This window comes from Allorhodopirellula solitaria, from assembly GCF_007859855.1.
GTDB classification, from domain to species: Bacteria; Planctomycetota; Planctomycetia; order Pirellulales; family Pirellulaceae; genus Rhodopirellula; species Rhodopirellula solitaria.
In genome coordinates this window covers 348,660-366,419 of record NZ_SJPK01000006.1, presented here as the reverse complement: position 1 = coordinate 366,419, position 17,760 = coordinate 348,660, and the positions used below count along the sequence as shown (strand labels likewise).

Here is a 17,760-nt window from a genome sequence, read left to right as displayed (position 1 = left end):
TTGCGCTGCGATCTTGCAGCATTGGTTGATCGTTATCATCGGATGGCCTGAAGCGACAGCGATTAGTTTCGCCAAGCTGGCATCACTGATTGCGAAGATGGCGGCGGAAATCGCCAGTCACCTCAACGCATCGAGTGCTCAACTGGTGGATTTTTTCAATCGTCTCATCTCCCGCGTCCGACGTCGTTGCCAAAGAACCAAACGCAAGGCAAAACCAGGAACAATGGAGTTGCTCGCCGACCCAAACCTCCTCGAGTACTGCTTAACTTGATGCCTATGAGGTGGCGCTGCGCTGACCTACGGCTATTCTCTGAAATCCCTAACGGGATACTTGTGGGCAACTGACAGTTCGTCGCCTCGTCCACTATGCCACTTATTACTCCTGCGTTCCTTAGCAGTGGGCACCCACCGCTACCCACCGCGGCCGGCTGAAAAGAGTCACGCGGAAGGGGGCATCCCGACGTGCGTAGGCGCCGGCCCATTCGAATACTGTCACAGTGAGGAAGCCGACAAGCCCTGCAAGCCAATCGATGTGCAGGCGGAGGTTGGCTTCCACTGGGGCGTTGTGAGCACTTGCGAATATGGCGGGGTGGAGCCGGTCCTCATTCACATGTCCAATCCTTTGAGTGTTTCGATGACTTGGTTCATGCGGCACGGGAGCGTGCCTGAGAGACTGAGATAGCTGATCTCACGGCGAACGAGATCCGATTTAATCCTTGCCTGAAAGTCCTCGCGGTGAAGTTCGCCGCTGCGATCCCAGGTGTCATCGTAGGGAATGTCGGTGTCGCAAACAAAACAGAGCTGATACCGATCACGGCATTGATCCGCCAATGCACTGACGATCGGATGAGCCTCTGCGTGATAATCATAGGAGAACTGATAGGTGGTGGTAGCGTCCGTATCGATGAACAGATAGCGATTGGCATCCAAAAGGATTTCGTCTTCACGCTCACGATGCTCCACTGCGATCTCCGCTAGCTGTCCACCGAGCCATGGCCCCACCCAACGCGATCGTTCCGACGACGGATACCGCAATCGAGAAAGCCAGCCAAGAAGTAGCCAGCGACTTCACGATCAGTTCCTCTTCACGCGCATCTTGACGAGTCCAGTAGTACCATCCATAGAACTGCAGGAAGACGTAGATGACGTGCAGCAACAGATCCGAATACAGTTTTGCATCGTAGAAAACGACGAGGAATAGAAGAACCTGAATCAGTCCGGTGGGCCAACACCAAACACTTCGGCGAATCGTCAACAGGACGCACAGAAACCCGAATCCGGTCGCGGTCAGTTCGATCCAGTTCACAGCATAAAATCCTATGGCACTCTTTTCTGTTCTTCGGGGAAATCACAAGATGCCATCAGTTCATCCGCACGGCGGGGCAAGACGGGCTTTCTGGGATGTCTTCATGATTCGAATTGTACCCGAAAATACGAAACGCCCGCGACGGATTGCTCTGTCGCGGGCGTTTTGGTTTCGGTTGACCGGCTGGTTTAAAGCAAATTGACAACGCGGTCGGCGAGTCCTTTCTCGCCGAGCACGATACTCATATTGCCCGTCGATGCGATCTTTTCGAGCACCTCCAGTTCCCGCAATCGCATCAGCGTGGGGTTGTCGGCGAGTAGCTTGGCCGTGTTGGCCTGGCTACGCATAGCTGCCGTTTCCTCACGACGAGCGATCAAGTTCGCCTCGGCCGCTTTCTTGGCTTCGGTCACCTTGTTCATCAAGTCCTTCATGTCGCCTGGCAGGATGACGTCGCGGATTCCTACCGAGACGACTTCCAGGCCGAGCACGCTGGCCCGCTGGCGAACGCTCTGCTCGAGTTCCTCGACCAGATCATCCTTACCGCTCAGGAAGCGATCGAGATCCCGACCCCCCACCGCCGAACGCAGCGCGAGCTGCGTTTCACGGTAGATCGACTGACGCACGTCATCCGAGCTACTGACCGCGCGGCGAGCATCATGGACGATGTAAGTCACCATCGCATTGATCCGTAGCGACACCTTGTCCGCCGTCAACATCTCTTGGCCGGACACGTCGACTTGCGATTCACGCGTGTCGATTTCAACCACGCGAGCATCTCCGGCGCCTTTCCAGAACGCGTACAAACCAGGATCAAGTTGATCGACGTAACGGCCGTCCAAGAACAGCACGCCCACGTGATCACGGTCAATTTTGCACACATCGAGGAATCGGACCGCATCGCCGCCGCGAACGATCGATGCGAGCTGGCTGTGCTCGAGTCGTGCGTTCTCGATCGTAACCGTTTCGACGCAGACATCGCGAACGCCGGTCCAGAACGCGTAGAGTCCAGGACCGAGCACGCGGCTGAAACGACCGTCGATCCACACCAGGGCTCGCTGATGATCGCGCAGGTCCACGACCTCTGCCGCATCGGCCAAAGCGCCCGACTTTACGATGACGTCGAGTTGCTCATGAAAGATCCACGGATCACGCTTGCTGACCACTTCAACGTGGTACTTGCCGAAGCGAGGGAATACGAAGTGCTTTCCGGCAGCGAGCAAGCCGACGAATTCGCCATCACGGAGTTTCAGCCCGACTTCGTGGCTGCGAACACGTATTTTTTTGAACAACATAAGAAGGTTCTCCTGAACCATAGCGGCGAGATTCACAGCCGACTCGCAGGCGGCATCGTTTCGGATTGAGGTGGAAGAAGGAGGCTTTTGGGCAAACGATTGTTCGCCGGAATCACACAGAACATTCACGGAGAAACGCTACGAACGATCGAGCTTGACTGTCATCCGCTGAATCGGACCCCCGCCGAATTTCGGCCGCCCGCAGACAGCGTCATCGGTTGGAATCGTTTTCAGTTTCTGACAACCTCGCGTGAAAGCTCGCGCTGCATTCCTGCAAGGCGATGCTCGGGTGCTGCCGAGGACGACACGCCAGCAGTTGCTATTGCGTCGCCGAAGGCCGATTCAGCGAGGCAACCGAATGCCCGCCAGCTTCATGGTGAACGCTTTCGCGCTCGGGAGCTTTGACCTCTCAGTCAAAGCGTTGGTGCGTGACGGGAGTCGAACCCGTGACCGTCAGGGTTGCAGCCTGATGCTCTATCCACTGAGCTACTGCGACCGATGCACGTTTAGAACCCACCCTAAGACTTAGGGAACTCGCGGTACACGGAAAACCAATCGCAAGGCCGCGAGGAAACCGCGCCGCCGGAACTCACATCGGCCGATCGCACTGACCTAGAGGCAATTTGGCTGGCGATGTTCGCGATAATTGGCGAGAAGATGCTCGGCCGCTGCCCTGCCAGATACCGACAACCTTCTGCATGCCAAAGGCATTTCAGAAAACAGCCGGCGGTTTGAGCGGAGCGAACACCACCGGAGAGGTCCCTTACTGCGGCGATTCGTTGCTCGCGGCGTCCTGTGGCTGCGGGTCCGCTTGATCGACCGGGTGTGTGGCGGAGGCGAGCGTTTCGTCTTCGTCGAGTTGCCAAGGGTTGGTCCACTCCGACCAATGGTCCATGTAGTCCGCACAGGCTTGGCAGCTCTCGGCTTGCTCTACGATCCACGCTTTGGCTTGATCCACAAGCTCGGTTTCCTGGGAGAGGCTGGCGCGACCGGTGAGAACCATACTACGCAGAAACACGAAGTAGGTATCGAGGACATCGCAGCGGCAGTAGTCGCTGATTGCCTTCAAGTCACCCCGGTCATAGTAGGATTGGACCTGGTCGCCGCTGAGGCCCATCTTCCCGGGCTTGCCGAGCGATTGAGCGGCGAGGTTCAAGCCGCCGTTGAAACGGGCGGCGGAGAAGTTCGTAAGCAGTTCTTGCAGATCGAGATGCGATCCGGTGCTAAAACGGTTTCGGCGAGATTTGTAGCCGCTGTCGTCAAACCACTTGGGGATCGACAGTCCGAATCGAAAAGCTGCGAGTTCCATCAGTGGAATATCGAAGGATCGTCCATTGAAGGTCACCCACTGGGGCATCTGATAGGCTTCCCAGCCCTGCCAGAAATGCTTGGTCATCACATGAGGGCGAAAGTGAGGCTCATCGAGCGACTTGATATCGAGCAACCGGAAATCCGCAGTCACTTTGGCGATCACGACCGAGATCGGGACCATGAAGGTATGCGGAATGAAGGTCGAACCGGTTTGTTCCAACCTTTCGGCTTGGTATCTCTCGATCGCTTCGTCGGCGGAAAGCTTCTCACCGCTGTATCGAACAGCGGCGATCAACTCTCCGTCGGCGATGCTCTCGACATCAAAGATTAGATGCGCGACGGCGTCACAATTCGCTTGGCTCATACAAGCTTCGTTCTGCCTGGGATGACGCATCCATCCGATGGTGGCACGCCTTCGGTCTCCATGTTCTTGGGCCAAAGATCGAGAGTCGATTTATCGGTCACAAAATCCCAGGTAACTTTCTGACCCGTGTAGGCTGCCAAGCGGCCGAGTACGGCGGTCAAAGAGCTGTCGGCGGTTTGCTTCAGCTCGACGATCGGTTTGCCAGCGCGGATCGAATCGATGAGATCCTTGTGCTCTTGTTTGTAGGCGTCGGCGATGCTGCCCGAGGCGGACCAGATCTCTTTGCCTTGGCGGTCAACCATTCGCGAACCGCCGCTCATGGCATCGATGTGCATGTTCGCTTCGGTCCCGTAGATCACGCTACCGTTATCACCTTGCGTGTTGGGAATTTGCCGGCACATGAAGGAGACGACACGGTTGCCGGGATAGACGTAATCCACCGACATGCTGTCCCACATTTCACTGCCTTCGGGACGGGTGAATTGACCACCGGCGCCGTAGGCGGATTCTGGAGGAGAGCCCATCACCCAGTTAATCGCGTCGATGTTATGAACGGCTTGTTCGGTAATTTGGTCGCCGGACAACCAGACGAAGTGCATCCAGTTATATAGTTGGTATTCCAGTTCGCTCATTCCGGGTTTTCGGTTTTTGAACCAGATCGAATTGGAGCAGTAGCGGGTCGTCGCACTGACGATATCGCCAATCGCGCCGTCGCGAATTTTCTGGACCGCGTCGATGTAATTCGATTGGCGGCGGTACTGGGTTCCCGTCACGATTGCGGTACCGCCTGCCACGGCACGCTCGTGGGCATCTAAGCAGACTTGGTATCCAGCCGGATCGACGCAAGTCGGTTTCTCGGCGAATACGTGTTTCCCAGCATCGACTGCATCGGAAAGATGATAGGGGCGAAAACCGGGAGGCGTGGCCAAGAGCACGACGTCGACATCAGGATCGGCGAGGACTTGTTTGTAAGCGTCGAGTCCCACGTACATCTTGCTGTCGGGAACGTTCACCTTATCGCCGTGGCGATTGCTCATTCCACGTCGTGTCCGCTCGCATTTCGAGGGATCGACGTCTGCCAGAGCGACGAGCGTGATGTTCTCATTGATGGTCAGCGAGTCGTTGACTGCTCCCGTTCCACGACCACCGCAGCCGACCAAGGCAATGCGAATGTGCTGGCTGGAGTCGGCCTTAGTTGATTCCTCGCTGCTTGTCTCGGCGGCCGAAGCGCTCGATGAGATCGCGAGCGTCGATGCAGCGATCGCTGAAGTCGCAACCCGGTTGCGAAGGAAGTCACGCCGATTCTCATTGGCACGAGGCTGCGGCGATTCAGGATTGCTCGGTTGGTTTGTCATAGATTTACGCGTGTGTGTGGAAAGGGAAGGTGTTGAGGCGGGAAGGGGGTCGCCGCGAGCGGGCGTCACAGAGGAAGACCGCACCACAAGAGACCACCTTAAAGAATCTGTCTGGTATTCTACACCAAAGTAAAATGGCGAGGGCAATCGTGCAGCAAGCTCGCCATCACCCATTTCCTCGCAGTGAATCCTTCAAGCTGGACCATCATGGCAATGCAATCCCAATCCGGTTTCGACCATCCGATCACCCTACCGCATGGAGCACCGGCGAGTTGTCGACCGCTAAACGCTCCCGCAGCGTTCTCGCTCGTCGTGGCAGGTCTGCTCGCGGTGTTCGTCAACGCCTCGCCAGAGCTCTGCGCTCAAGAAAAAAATATTTCGGAGTCTTCTCGCAATGCCACGGAACCAGAACTGAAGGGGATCCTTTCGCCAGCCGATCGGGGGAAAGCCATCGCGAGATGGGAGAAAGAGATCGCGAGATTAGAACGGCTCGATCGAACACACGATGACCCTGAGAACGCCGTCATGTTGATGGGCAGTAGCAGCATCCGACTGTGGGAAGATGCTGCCGAGATGCTAGCTCCCTATCCGATCATCCGCCGGGGGTATGGGGGCGCTCGATACAGCGACCTCGTCGTATTCGCTAAACGGTTGGTCAGTCCACATGAGTACCGAGCACTCGTCGTGTTCGTCGCCAATGATATTACCGGCTCGAACGCAGATCGCCCCGTCGACGCGGTGCGCAAGATGGTGCTGCATGTGATCGCGGTCTCTCAAGAACACCAGCCCGACGCCCCGGTCTTGCTAGTCGAGGTGACGCCCACGCCATCGCGGTGGGGTGTGTGGCCACAGATCCGCGAACTCAACGCGATGATGCGTGAGATTGCGCTGACTCACCCAGGCGTATCGTTCGTTAGTACGGCTCAGTACTACCTCGATGACCAGGACGTGGCGCGGCCGGAGTTGTTTCGGCAGGACCAACTTCACCAGAATGAGCCGGGATATCAAATTTGGGCTGACATTATTCGCCGGCGTCTCGACGAGGTTCTAGGAGGCGCCACTCCCCCAGCAACTGCGTCAGCGAAATCCTCCTCGCAGCAAGAGGTCAGTGGCGCTGCCATCGAGGGGAAATAGGCGAGGGCAGGTAGACATGGATGCAGCCGCTTAGTTCTTGGTTTAGAATAGCTTCGTCGCCACGGGGCTCAGGTTGGCCTGGGGCCGTGCGCGATTTCCAATGAGCATCCCGCCGATTTCCCGCCTTTGTCTGAATCACTACTGCCATGAACATGCAAATCCATTCTCAGCAGACTCAGTCGCTGAGCCCCCGTCTGAACCTCGTTAATATTGCCCTCGTCGTTGGTCTGAGCTGTTGGTTCTCGCCAAGCACACAGGTTTCCGCTGCCGAGACCGAGTCGGCGGGCGTACCGACCGAGGAGGCGAACCTGGGCGACCCCTCACTGACCGAGGGGGTCCCCGGCGAGGGACCGTTGACGATGGAGCAAGCCAAGCGGTGGTTGGCTCGCCCGGAGAACCATGCAGCGTTGGACGTGAAATTGCCGCGCGGACTCGATGCTGCGTCGGGCAACATCTTCATTCCCGAGGACAACCCGATGACCCGCGCCAAAATCGAGCTTGGACGTCAGCTCTATTTTGATCCCCGGCTGTCATCGGACAGTTCAATCTCGTGCGCATCTTGCCATGCCCCGGAGTTTGGCTGGGCAGCAGACACTCAATTTGGGGTGGGTGTGCGCGATCAAACAGGGAATCGCAATTCACCGGTTTCGTTCAATCGGATACTGAGCAAGCATCAATTCCATGATGGGCGTGCCGCAACGCTTGAAGAACAGGCGGTGGGGCCGATCGAAAACCCTGTCGAGATGGCGAGCAACCACGATGACTGCGTCGAGACGCTCGCAGCGATCCCTGTATACCGGACTCAGTTTGAGAGAATTTTTCCTGATGGCGTGACAATTGATAACGTTGGCAAAGCCATTGCGACGTTTGAGCGTGCGATCGTGACCGGCCCCGCCCCGTACGACTATTACGTTCCCCTGGCAACGTTCGAGAAGGCGTTTGCTGATGACCTCGAGTACCTCGACGAAGAACCCGAGCTCGCCGAGCAGTACAATCAGCTCAAGGCTGAGGCGGCCAAGAATCCGATGACGGAGTCGTCTATCCGCGGCATGGAGCTCTCCTTCGGCAAGGCGAACTGTGCGGTATGTCACGCGGGTGCAAACTTCACCGATGAACAGTTCCATAACATCGGCGTGGGGATGGACACCGATGAACCAGATCTCGGTCGGTTCGTCGTTACCGGTGAGGAGCAGGACCGTGGTGCTTTCAAAACCCCGACGATGCGAAACGCGTCGGAGTCTGGTCCCTACATGCACGACGGCAGCCAAAAGACGCTCGAGGAGGTGGTCGAGTGGTACGACAAAGGCGGGCACCCAAACAAGTGGCTGAGCGACAAAATGAAGCCACTGAACCTCACCGACACCGAGAAAGCCGACTTGGTTGAGTTCATGGTTCAGGGACTGACCAGTGATTTCCCTGTCATTGAGACTGGACGATTGCCGGCTGACCGGTAAGGTAGTCGTCACCGCTACCTCACTTTTCGGATCATCCTGCCCACCATGCCCGCTACCGCCATCGCCCCGCTGAAGATCGGCAACCTGACCATCGACCCGCCTATTCTGCAGGCGCCGATGGCCGGGTTTACCAACGCCGCTTTCCGGCAGATCGTCCGCGAATTCGGCGGTGCGGGTTTGCTCGCTACCGAGATGGTCAATGCGCGCGGTTTTGTGTGGCTCGACGAGCACGAAGCCGAGCACCCGGATCGCCTGTGGGGCGTGGCGGATGAGCCTCGCCCCTTGGCGGTTCAAATCTGGGACAATGATGCTGCTACCATGGCCAAGGTCGGCGCGCGTTTGGTGGAAGAGTACGGTGTCAGTGTCGTGGACATCAATTTTGGTTGTCCGGTTCGCCAGGTCACCGAGAAAGCCCATAGTGGCAGCTACCTGCTCCGCGAACCGCAGCGAATGCATGCAATCATTTCCCAGCTCGTTCAGGTTTGCGCGCCGACTCCCGTCACGGCCAAGATTCGGCTCGGTTGTCATCCCAAGAACATCAATTGTGACGAGATCGCACGCGTCGTCGAAGAGGCGGGTGCGGCTGCCTTGACGGTCCATGGCCGAACGGCTGCGGACATGTTCCGTGGCCATGCCGATTGGGACCGCATCAGCGAGATCAAGGCGCACCTGAAAAACATCCCGCTGATCGGTAACGGCGATCTCGACAGTCCTGAAAAAGTCGTGACCGCATTCGAAAAGTACAATGTCGATGCGGTGATGATTGCACGTGCGTGCCTCGGGCGTCCTTGGCTGTTTTCACAAGCCGCAGCGGCGCTGCGAGGCGAGCCCATCCCTCCCGAACCCACCATGGTTCAACAACGCGATGTGATGTTGCATCACTATCGGTTGGTGGTCGATCGTTTCGGCGAAGAGAAAGCGACAATATTGATGCGCAAATACGCTTGCTGCTATGCCCAGGGCAAACGCGGCGCTCGACACTTTCGGACCCACGTGGCCAAGGTGTCCACGGAGGCCGAGTTCTATGCCGTCGTGGAAGAACATTTTCCACTCAGCCCCGCGGATTGAATGGAGTGCCAAACGCGCCCACGCCTAGTCTCCTGATTCGAGCCGATGCCTCCGTCCATGCCGGTACTGGGCACGTGATGCGCATGCTAGCCTTAGCCCAGGCGTGGCAGCGGCGTGGTGGGCAAGTGCACCTGCTCTCGCACACGCTACCTCACCAGTTGGCCCAACGTGTTGCCGCCGAAGCCGTTGTGCTGCACCACCTCGACGCGGCCGCCATCGTTTCAGGAGCCACCGATCAGCGGAGCACGATTGATTTGGCTCATCACGTTGGCGCGACGTGGGTGGTTGCTGACGGTTATGGATTCACATCCGAGTTTCAAACGGCGATTCGCCGAGCGTCGCTGCGATTGACGATGGTGACCGATTTCGACTACTGCCGCGAGTGGTCCGCGGACCGAATCGTCAACCAGAATCCTCATGCTTCGCGAGAACCTTATCGCTGCGATGTTGGGGATTGCCAACGCCTTTTCGGCACACGGTACGTATTGCTGCGAAGGGAGTTTGTAACTGCAAGAGAGGCGACGGAAGGGCAAGGGTTGCTCGATCGACCTCGCCGGTTGCTAGTCACTCTCGGTGGCAGTGATGCTGAGAATGTCACTGGCGAGATTCTTGAGGTTCTTGCTCGTCTGGACACCGAGCCGATCGATGTGCGTGTTTTGGTGGGCATGGCCAATCCACATCATAAAGCCCTGCAGCAACACGCAGATTTGTCACCGCACAAGGTCGAGATTCTCAGCGGTGTCGACGACATGCCCGCACAGTATCAGTGGGCCGACGGTGTCCTCACAGCGGGCGGCAGTTCGTGCTGGGAATGGATGTACTTCGGGTTACCAGCGGCGGTTATCGTGATCGCGGAAAATCAACAGCCCATCTATGACGAGCTCGTTGAGCATCAGGTTGCGATCGGATTGGGGCATCCGCAGCAGGTTGACATCGCTAGTCTCCAGGAATTCGTGCAGTCACTCACCACCGAAGCTGGTGACCTCAATCGATTTCGAAATTGGGTTGATGGCTATGGAGCCGATCGGATCGCCTCGGCGATGGGATCAGGGGTTTGGCTGCGGAGAGCAACTGCGACTGATTGCCGTCTGTATTTCGACTGGGCGAACGATCCGACGGTACGTAATAACTCACTGCAGAGCAGCATGATCGCTTGGGAGGAGCACTGCGAATGGTTTTGCGAGCAGATCGCTCGCGATGATCGACGCTTGTTCTTATCGATACGGGGGGAACAACCGGTCGGGCAGGTGCGGATGTCGCTGACACCTGATCGAGAGTGGCAACTTGGCTTTTCTGTAGCCGCCGAGGCACGCGGTAGTGGACTCGGCGGAGAGATCTTGCGGCTCGGGATCGCAGCGATGCGAAATGAGGGCGAGCACGACTTCGTCGCCACGGTGAAGCAAGCCAACGTAGCGTCAGCGAAGTGTTTCGAAAGGCTTGGTTGGAAGCGAACCCAACTCGATCAGACGTATCAATATCGAAGCGAAGAGCAATGACGATGGCGCAGCAGGTGATCCCAGTCGTTCGCCAATTGGATCAAGACCACAAGACCGACCTCGTAAAACTTTTCCGCCGGCTGCGACATCTTCCCTACTGCGTATGGTTGGACTCGGCGTCGGATCATCAGCATGACCGGGGGCGATATTCGTTTCTGACGGCGGACCCGGTGGCGTGGTGTCGCGCTGACATGACTTCACCCGACCCATGGCCGTTGCTGCGTCAGTGGTGCCGTGGGTTGCAGCATCGCCCACTCGATACTCAAACGCTGCCTCCGTTCTGCGGCGGCCTCGTGGGGATGATTGCCTATGAAGCGGCCTGGTGGCTCGAACCGGCACTTCGGCCGCCGCCAGAACAGGTGCCGCCAGAGATTCCCGGCATGGCGTTGGGGTTGTACGACTGGACAATAGCGGTAGACCACCGCTTGGAGCAAGTGTGGTTGCTCAGCACGGGATTGAGCGAGACATTCGAGATCGATAGAGAGCGTGCAACGAAAAGAGCAGACCAAGTCATGGGCTGGATCGCAGCGGATCCTTGCGAACCTGATTCCGCTGCTCCACCGAACCCGCATTCGTCCGCGGGGGTAACCAGCAACTTCACCGATGAGCAGTTTGCGCGCAGCGTGGCTGAGATCATCGAAGGCATCCGCGAGGGTGACACCTTTCAGGTGAATCTTGCCCAGACACTGACCCGCCGGGCGACGTGTCCAGCAAAGTCGCTTTATGAGCGATTGAGGCTCGTCAACCCCGCTCCCTATGCGGCATATTTCGATTGCGGTGCGTATCAAGTGCTCAGTTCGTCGCCTGAGGGCTTCCTGCAGGTCCGCATTGAGGAAGGCCAGCGGGTCGTCGTCACGCGTCCAATCAAGGGCACCGTGCGTCGCACCGGAGATAAGAGCGAGGACGCGCGGCTGGGAGGTGAGTTGCTCGCCAGTGAAAAGGATCGAGCCGAGAACATCATGATCGTAGATCTGATGCGAAATGACCTCTCGCGAGTTTGCGAGGACCAAAGTGTGGAGGTCACCGGCCTGTGTGAACTCGAGTCGTACCAGCGAGTCCAGCATCTCGTTTCAACGGTACGTGGCGTGCTCTGCCCGGACTCAGACATGACCGACTTGCTCGCCGCCTGTTTTCCTGGTGGCAGCATCACCGGGGCTCCCAAGGTGGAGGCGATGCGAACCATCGCGAGACTGGAGAAGCGACCTCGGGGGGCTTACTGTGGATCGCTGGGCTATGTCAGCCTCAGCGGCGCAGCAGATTTCAATATCTTGATCCGGACGGTGACTGAGCGGCTTCGCGAAGACGGCTCTGCGGCATGGGAGTTCCCCGTTGGTGGCGGCATCACAGCGCGGAGCGATCCTCAGGAGGAAACGGAAGAAACCTGGGTCAAGGCGGCCAGCCTCCTCGAAGCAATCGAGGCGGCAGGCTAGATTAAAGTTGACTACCGGAGACTCCCCTCCCGCCTCCTCTTTGGCCGTGCTCTATGAATTCCGACCATCCCGAACCGCATCCCGACCAGCCTTCGCCGGATGAGAACCCCGCTTTGCGCGCTCGCATTCCCGATCATGTCGCCGGTGGTAGCTTCAGTACGGGCGCGATCGTGATGACAGGGCCGACCGAATTCATCATCGACTTTTTACAAACGGTTGGACGGCCACACCGCGTGGCAGCGAGGGTGGTGCTCCCGCACCCGGTGATGCCGCAGTTCGTCGAGGCCTTGCAGACGAATCTCGATATCTACCGCAGCCGATTCGGTGAGCCGTCGAGCCCCTCGGCCAATCCCGATCCCGAGCAGCGTCGCCCTTCGCCACAGGAGCTCTATGACGACCTGAAACTTCCTGACGAAACACTTTCAGGAGCCTATGCGACGGGCGTGATGATCGGTCACGGTGCCACAGAGTTTGGCTTGGATTTCCTAACCAATTTCTTTCCGCAGTCCGCCGTCAGCGCCCGTGTTTACCTATCCGCTGGTCAGGTCCCCCGGCTACTCGATTCGCTCAAGGGTGCGATTCGGCAATTGCAGGAGCGTCGCAACCCGCCGCCAGAGCAACTCGACGAGGAGGCGACTGGGGGTCCCGACGAGCCACCCGAGGGTGAACAATAGTTTTGCGGTGATAGCCGCCGGGCAGTTGCGGCGAATACTCGCGCCACGGAGATTTCCCGTCTGTGGTCGTCTGTGGTCGCCTGCGGTCCGACGCCATGGCCATGCCAGGACAGGATCTTGACCGCCCTAATCAGCCGATAGCGGTTGCGAGTGCCGCAGGGGGTCGGCCCACCGCGAGCAGACGGCTGTCACTTTCTCGTCATTTTGCTAAGCTACCGGTGCGACGGAAATCTGCTGCGCGCCGGTTCTGCCGCTACTGATTACTATCGATACCATCTTTGAGAGGCCGCTCCATGTCCTTGCTTCGTGATTCAGCTGAACTGCAACGAACTGTAGGTTGGGACGCGGAATTGTCGTCTTCGCCAGCCGAGCGTCAGCGCCGGCAGAGTTATCTGACGTTTCAGCTTGCGATGGCTGGTTTGACGCCACCGCATGAGTCGGGCCAGGCTCAGCCGGAATCGGCTCTCCCCCGCGAATTGCTGGTGAGTTTCCGGGAGCGAAATTCGATTCTGCGTCAAATCCAACCCCCGATCGATGGTCGGATTGAAGACTTTTTGCAGCGGTACTTTGCCGATTGTTCGGAGACGGAATCGCTGAAGTTGCCCTCGCGATCCCTCTCACTCGACCGCCACGGTCTCGCTCGCGAACTCAGTTTGCCGCTGGGCAAGAACAACTTTGAGAATGACCTCGTCAAATCCTATCGTTGTTTCAACGGTGTGCTCAATAATCCGAAGTCTGACCGCCGCACGACGGCGGGCACATTCCACGTGGTCGAAGGCAGCCTGCCGATTCCAGACGACAAACGGGCGGTGCCGAAGTCCGTGTTCGTGAAGATGTTTGCCGCAGCGATGAATCCGCCCGACTCGGATCTCGAACTTCCTTACACCAGCGGATCGCCCGATCCAGCTCGGACGTGGGTGTCGTTGATGTTGCGCCCGCTCGTCGCGCCGGAAGTCCCGGGTGTCAGTGAATCGAAGACGATGGAAACCCGTTTCTTTGCACCGGGGGTTCATTGCAGTAACCTCGATTTTGTCGAGTCGATTTTCGGCAATGCTGGCGACCCACTTGTTGCCGGTGCGGACGCGGGACTCGATGCACGGCACTGGAGCGGTCACACCGGCTGTGTGATTCTAGCGACGCATCTGGTTAAGCTGACCAAAAAGGAACTGGGGCTGCCTCGCTATGACGACGCAACCGAGCGACAACGCCGTGACGGAATGTGCTGGAAAGACGACTCGGAGCTGTACAACGACGGCTCTGCGTTCAAACTGACCTGCCGCGACGATTCGGGTGTGATCGTGACACTGATCGCGGACAACTATTACGGTTACTGCAAGAAAGAAGTGAAGACTCAGCTCAGCTTCGCTGCCAATTTGATGGGCGGAGCTGAGGAAGAGCACGCCGGGGGTGCCCTGGCATTCGCTTCGTATTCACTCGGCGATCATTTCCAGGTCAACAGCCGTCTGTATAACGGTCAAACGTTTGCCGATGTGGCCGAGCGATACAGTGATTTCGTTGACGTGCAGAAGGAAGGATACGGAATCGACAAGAATTTCCCTGAAGTCTTGTACATCCCTGAAAGTGCGTTCGCGTCCCTGCATGACCGCAACATTCGCTGGACGAATGCGGATGGAGCGACCCAGTCGATTCCGTTGTCGCCCGATCAAGTCTACATCGCGCCGAGTGGTTACAAGCTGCAGCTCGAAAAGCATACCCATGCACCGAGTTGGCGATTGATCGGGACCACCGGGGAAGGTGTCTTCTGCCACAAGCCCTGCACGGTCAGTGGTGGTGGCAAGAGTGAAATCAGCAAGAGCCTGCGTGACTACATGCTCTACGGCCCGATCTTCGTCAAAGACCAGGAAAAAGATTTCGCTTTCGTCGATGAGATTTTTGCCAAGGACTACAGCACTCGCTGGGCCGCGGGCGCTGAGGGGCCGAAAGTCTACAGCGATCGCCCAAGTCGCAGCGTCCTCGACCCGTCCCGGTCACTCGGCAGCGTGATTCAGCTGCTGACGCCATCGCCGGAGTACAATGATGAATACAATGAGTGGCTGCGGGCGATACCGGAACACGTCTACGCAATCGCGTTGATCGTCAAACGATTCAGCGGATCAGGCGTAACGGGCAGTTGGCGAGATCATTTCCGCGTCGATATTGTCAACGGTTCGCCAGGTCACGAGCTCAAACTCGGTGATCGAACGCTCGTGGGCAGTTACCTGCGAGTCGGTCTGGAAGATACGCGTTGGCGGACCTTCAAGCTCCGCCAAGATTTCATTGCGGCGGCCAAGGTCCAGCGCGAAGATGATATCTCTTGTAGCGTCGTCGTACCGGCGGGCAGTGTGCAGTCACTCGGTTCGATGATCAGCGAAGCGGGCAGCTACAAGTTCGTAGAGAACTGCGAATACCGTTTATTCCAGCGTCCCGACGACGCCGTCCATCGTGGGCTCGACAAGCAAACTGAATTGGATCTGTCTGGCCCTGACAACTTCATCAGTAACTTTGAGCCTCTGACGAGCGAGCAAGCACGCGACATCATGCGTGATGCGATTGAGTTCGATAAGTTCACCGGCCCGATGGAACAGCTGCTCGAAGATGCGGCCAGTGCCGAAGACGGTTTCGTGGTCAGCACCGCGGATCCGCGGATCGTCAACGGTGCTCGCACCAAGAACCCGCGTTATCTTCAAGATCGCCCCGACATGGTGCGGGAGCTCGACACCTACGTGGCGATGCGTGGCCTGCAGCTGCACCGGAAGCTCGACTCCGGAGAGAGTGCTTTGACCCCCGTCGGCGCGGTGCTGTCCGGACGCCGGAACAATCCACCGGACCGCGAAGCAGGCATCCGCTCACTGGCGGTTTACTCGCCGTTGCATTACCAAGAGCTGCCCGAATTGATCATGGATTGGGTTTGCTCGCTGACAGGGAAAAGCCCCAGCACGACGGGGGCGGGTAGCGAAGGTGCCCTGACCAAAGGCCCGTTCAATGCCCTGCATCCAGCAATCGACATGAACTCGGCCATCGTGTCGATGGTCCTCACTCAACTCGGTGGATTCAGCACGCCCGCTGGACACATCGGCCCTGATTTCGAAGTTGGGCACGATATCTCCTTGCTGATCCCTGAGGTCTGGTGCCGGATGTCGGCCGAAGAACGCGATCCCGCCCAGCTCATCGCCAGCGGAATGCTCGAGAAGGTCGCAGATTTTGAGCACGAAGGCAAGTTGATTCCCGCCAGTCGGCTGGGGTACCGTGTCACCCAAAAGTTTGTGCGGACCTACCTGGCGAGGGTTTTCGATAACCCTGTGAAAATTTTCCCCGAGTCCATATTGCGGCCGGAAAAGCAGGATTTGGATGCTTTTGCGGACGGCATTCTGCAAATCGCCGAAGCTCAAACACGGGTGTCTCAATCTTACTTCGACGACTTTGGCTACGAACTGGCGTGCCCTCCTTTGCGGGCCGTGCTGGATATCATGACGAAAGGTGAACACAACGGTCATACGATCGACTCGCCCGAGGTCCGCAGTCTGTTTGATCGCGATACGTTGATCGCTAGCGACTGGTATCAGCGCCGACTGCGTACGAAACAGAACCATGATGTGGCTCACTGGAAGGCTTTCGAGGAGCGCCTGCAAGCCTTCATTAAGCGTCAGGAGAACGAGGAAGCCGTAGAACGGCTTGGGCTGCGTGAGCGACTCCAGTACGCGCAGTCTCAAGGTAAGCGAGCGGCATCGGATGGTTACATTGAGTCACTCGTTGGAACTATCGGGCTCGACCCGATGAGCCCAACAGCCGACGACCCGGTGATGCTCAACCGCCTCGCCGGAGCAACGTCCTAGCGGCGTTGTTGCGTGGTAATCGAGATGCATCGACTAACGGCCATTCGCTCAAGTCCCTAGAGGGACAGTCGCGGACGAACACGCGATTTAGCCGAGACGGGTAAGCGGGCTGTTGATTTACTCGTTGCCAACGAAATAGCGTGAAACGCATAACCCGGTGGGCGGCAATCAATGCCATCAACTTTCGACCGCGAAGCGGTCTCGATTGCCGAGTCGGCGTCGATTCAGCCGGTCGCCCACTGGCGGAGTACGCGGGAGAGCCCGCGGATTGCAGGTCAGCGGTGGGGCGGAGCCCGACAGCGCCGGGCGTTTTCAAGCGTTGGCGTCTCGCACCTACGTTGGGACGATTAGGCGTTCTTCCGCGAGTCACGTAGGTCGCGAACTTTGTCGTGCCCCGCTTTCACGGCGCGATATTGGTCTGAGAGCACGTCGTTCATCGCGCTGCCAGCGGTCTCTTCGAGCACCTCCTCATAGGCGGCTTTGATGTGATCCTCGCCCCGCTCGGCTTCTGCCAAAATTGCGTAGGCGTCGCCGCCGCTCAGCTTGCTCCGAATGTTCATCCATATCCGGTGTGTCGCGGCCGCCACACTGCCGTCTTCCTCCGCGTCCTCGTCATTAAGTTCAATGTATTTCTGGAGCTTGCTGGCCATAGCTGATCGCTGATCACTCAGTTCCGTGAACAGCGTGGCGATCTCCTTGTCCTTGAGTTCATCAGCGGCTTCGCGAAAACCGTCGTACGAGTCGATGTTGGCGCGAATCAATTTTTGCAGTTTCGCAATGGTCGTTTCGTTGAGATTGGTTTTGGTTTCCAGAGGCATGATTGGTTCTCCATGATGAAATTAAAACAACGTCCAGCAGCGTGTTGGACAGGGACGTACAGAGGATGCAAATGGCGTGCCGAGCAGTAATGCGGCATGCCGCCGGTACGCGGTTGAGCGGATGAATTCCTGAGGCCCTGAGGCTTGCCGGAGTGAAGCAGGTCAGAAGGAATGGGGGGAAAACTTCGGCGGCAGCACCCCGACCCGATCCAGGCTCGTTACAAT

Annotated in this window: 14 protein-coding genes and 1 tRNA gene; 8 read left to right on the top strand and 7 right to left on the bottom strand. The window is 57.9% G+C overall.

Annotation, left to right across the window (positions count from 1 at the left end; all coding sequences use genetic code 11):
• Positions 1 to 271: hypothetical protein (locus CA85_RS24960; protein ID WP_186774950.1), on the top strand; the 271-nt coding region annotated here is incomplete at its 5' end.
• 335 nt (positions 272 to 606) lie between these two features.
• On the opposite strand, the gene CA85_RS14380 is transcribed toward CA85_RS24960, so the two are convergent.
• The 6 genes from CA85_RS14380 to CA85_RS14355 form a co-directional block, all read right to left on the bottom strand.
• A complete protein-coding gene (locus tag CA85_RS14380; protein WP_186774949.1) occupies positions 607 to 1,002 on the bottom strand; it encodes an AAA family ATPase in 396 nt (131 codons plus the stop codon).
• The gene (pnuC, locus tag CA85_RS14375; protein ID WP_186774948.1) at positions 950 to 1,306 is read right to left on the bottom strand and encodes a nicotinamide riboside transporter PnuC; all 357 of its coding nucleotides are present in this window, start codon (positions 1,304 to 1,306) and stop codon (positions 950 to 952) included. The genes CA85_RS14380 and pnuC overlap by 53 nt, the downstream gene beginning before the upstream one ends.
• Positions 1,307 to 1,494: 188 nt before the next feature.
• Positions 1,495 to 2,598 (bottom strand): slipin family protein, encoded by a 1,104-nt coding sequence (locus CA85_RS14370; protein ID WP_146392010.1) that lies wholly within the window; start codon positions 2,596 to 2,598, stop codon positions 1,495 to 1,497.
• A 422-nt stretch (positions 2,599 to 3,020) separates the two neighbouring features.
• Positions 3,021 to 3,091: transfer RNA gene (locus CA85_RS14365), tRNA-Cys, on the bottom strand.
• Positions 3,092 to 3,361: 270 nt separating this feature from the next.
• The gene (locus CA85_RS14360) at positions 3,362 to 4,273 is read right to left on the bottom strand and encodes a 3'-5' exonuclease (RefSeq protein ID WP_146392009.1); all 912 of its coding nucleotides are present in this window, start codon (positions 4,271 to 4,273) and stop codon (positions 3,362 to 3,364) included.
• Entirely contained in the window at positions 4,270 to 5,628 is a 1,359-nt protein-coding gene (locus tag CA85_RS14355) for a Gfo/Idh/MocA family protein (RefSeq protein WP_146392008.1), read from the bottom strand. The genes CA85_RS14360 and CA85_RS14355 overlap by 4 nt, the downstream gene beginning before the upstream one ends.
• 207 nt (positions 5,629 to 5,835) lie before the next feature.
• On the opposite strand from CA85_RS14355, the gene CA85_RS14350 reads away from it, so the two are divergent.
• The 7 genes from CA85_RS14350 (at position 5,836) to CA85_RS14320 (ending at position 16,717) form a co-directional block, all read left to right on the top strand.
• Entirely contained in the window at positions 5,836 to 6,762 is a 927-nt protein-coding gene (locus CA85_RS14350) for a GDSL-type esterase/lipase family protein (RefSeq protein ID WP_246112805.1), read from the top strand.
• 359 nt (positions 6,763 to 7,121) lie between these two features.
• Positions 7,122 to 8,216, top strand: a complete 1,095-nt coding sequence (locus CA85_RS14345; protein WP_246112807.1) for a cytochrome-c peroxidase — start codon at positions 7,122 to 7,124, stop codon at positions 8,214 to 8,216.
• Positions 8,217 to 8,261: 45 nt separating this feature from the next.
• Complete coding sequence (gene dusB / locus CA85_RS14340) at positions 8,262 to 9,284, top strand: tRNA dihydrouridine synthase DusB (RefSeq protein WP_146392007.1); 1,023 nt, start codon at positions 8,262 to 8,264, stop codon at positions 9,282 to 9,284.
• A gap of 5 nt (positions 9,285 to 9,289) precedes the next feature.
• Positions 9,290 to 10,780 (top strand): UDP-2,4-diacetamido-2,4,6-trideoxy-beta-L-altropyranose hydrolase, encoded by a 1,491-nt coding sequence (pseG, locus tag CA85_RS14335; RefSeq protein WP_186774947.1) that lies wholly within the window; start codon positions 9,290 to 9,292, stop codon positions 10,778 to 10,780.
• Positions 10,777 to 12,210 carry an anthranilate synthase component I family protein gene (locus CA85_RS14330; RefSeq protein WP_146392005.1) on the top strand — a complete coding sequence of 478 codons (1,434 nt, stop codon included), beginning with the start codon at positions 10,777 to 10,779 and terminating at the stop codon, positions 12,208 to 12,210. The genes pseG and CA85_RS14330 overlap by 4 nt, the downstream gene beginning before the upstream one ends.
• Before the next feature lie 53 nt (positions 12,211 to 12,263).
• Entirely contained in the window at positions 12,264 to 12,884 is a 621-nt protein-coding gene (locus tag CA85_RS14325) for a DUF3467 domain-containing protein (RefSeq protein WP_146392004.1), read from the top strand.
• Between the two features lie 293 nt (positions 12,885 to 13,177).
• Entirely contained in the window at positions 13,178 to 16,717 is a 3,540-nt protein-coding gene (locus CA85_RS14320) for a hypothetical protein (protein WP_146392003.1), read from the top strand.
• A gap of 347 nt (positions 16,718 to 17,064) precedes the next feature.
• Here the strand turns inward: CA85_RS14320 and CA85_RS14315 are convergent, their stop codons facing one another.
• A complete protein-coding gene (locus CA85_RS14315; RefSeq protein ID WP_146392002.1) occupies positions 17,065 to 17,535 on the bottom strand; it encodes a PA2169 family four-helix-bundle protein in 471 nt (156 codons plus the stop codon).
• Positions 17,536 to 17,760 lie beyond the last annotated feature (225 nt).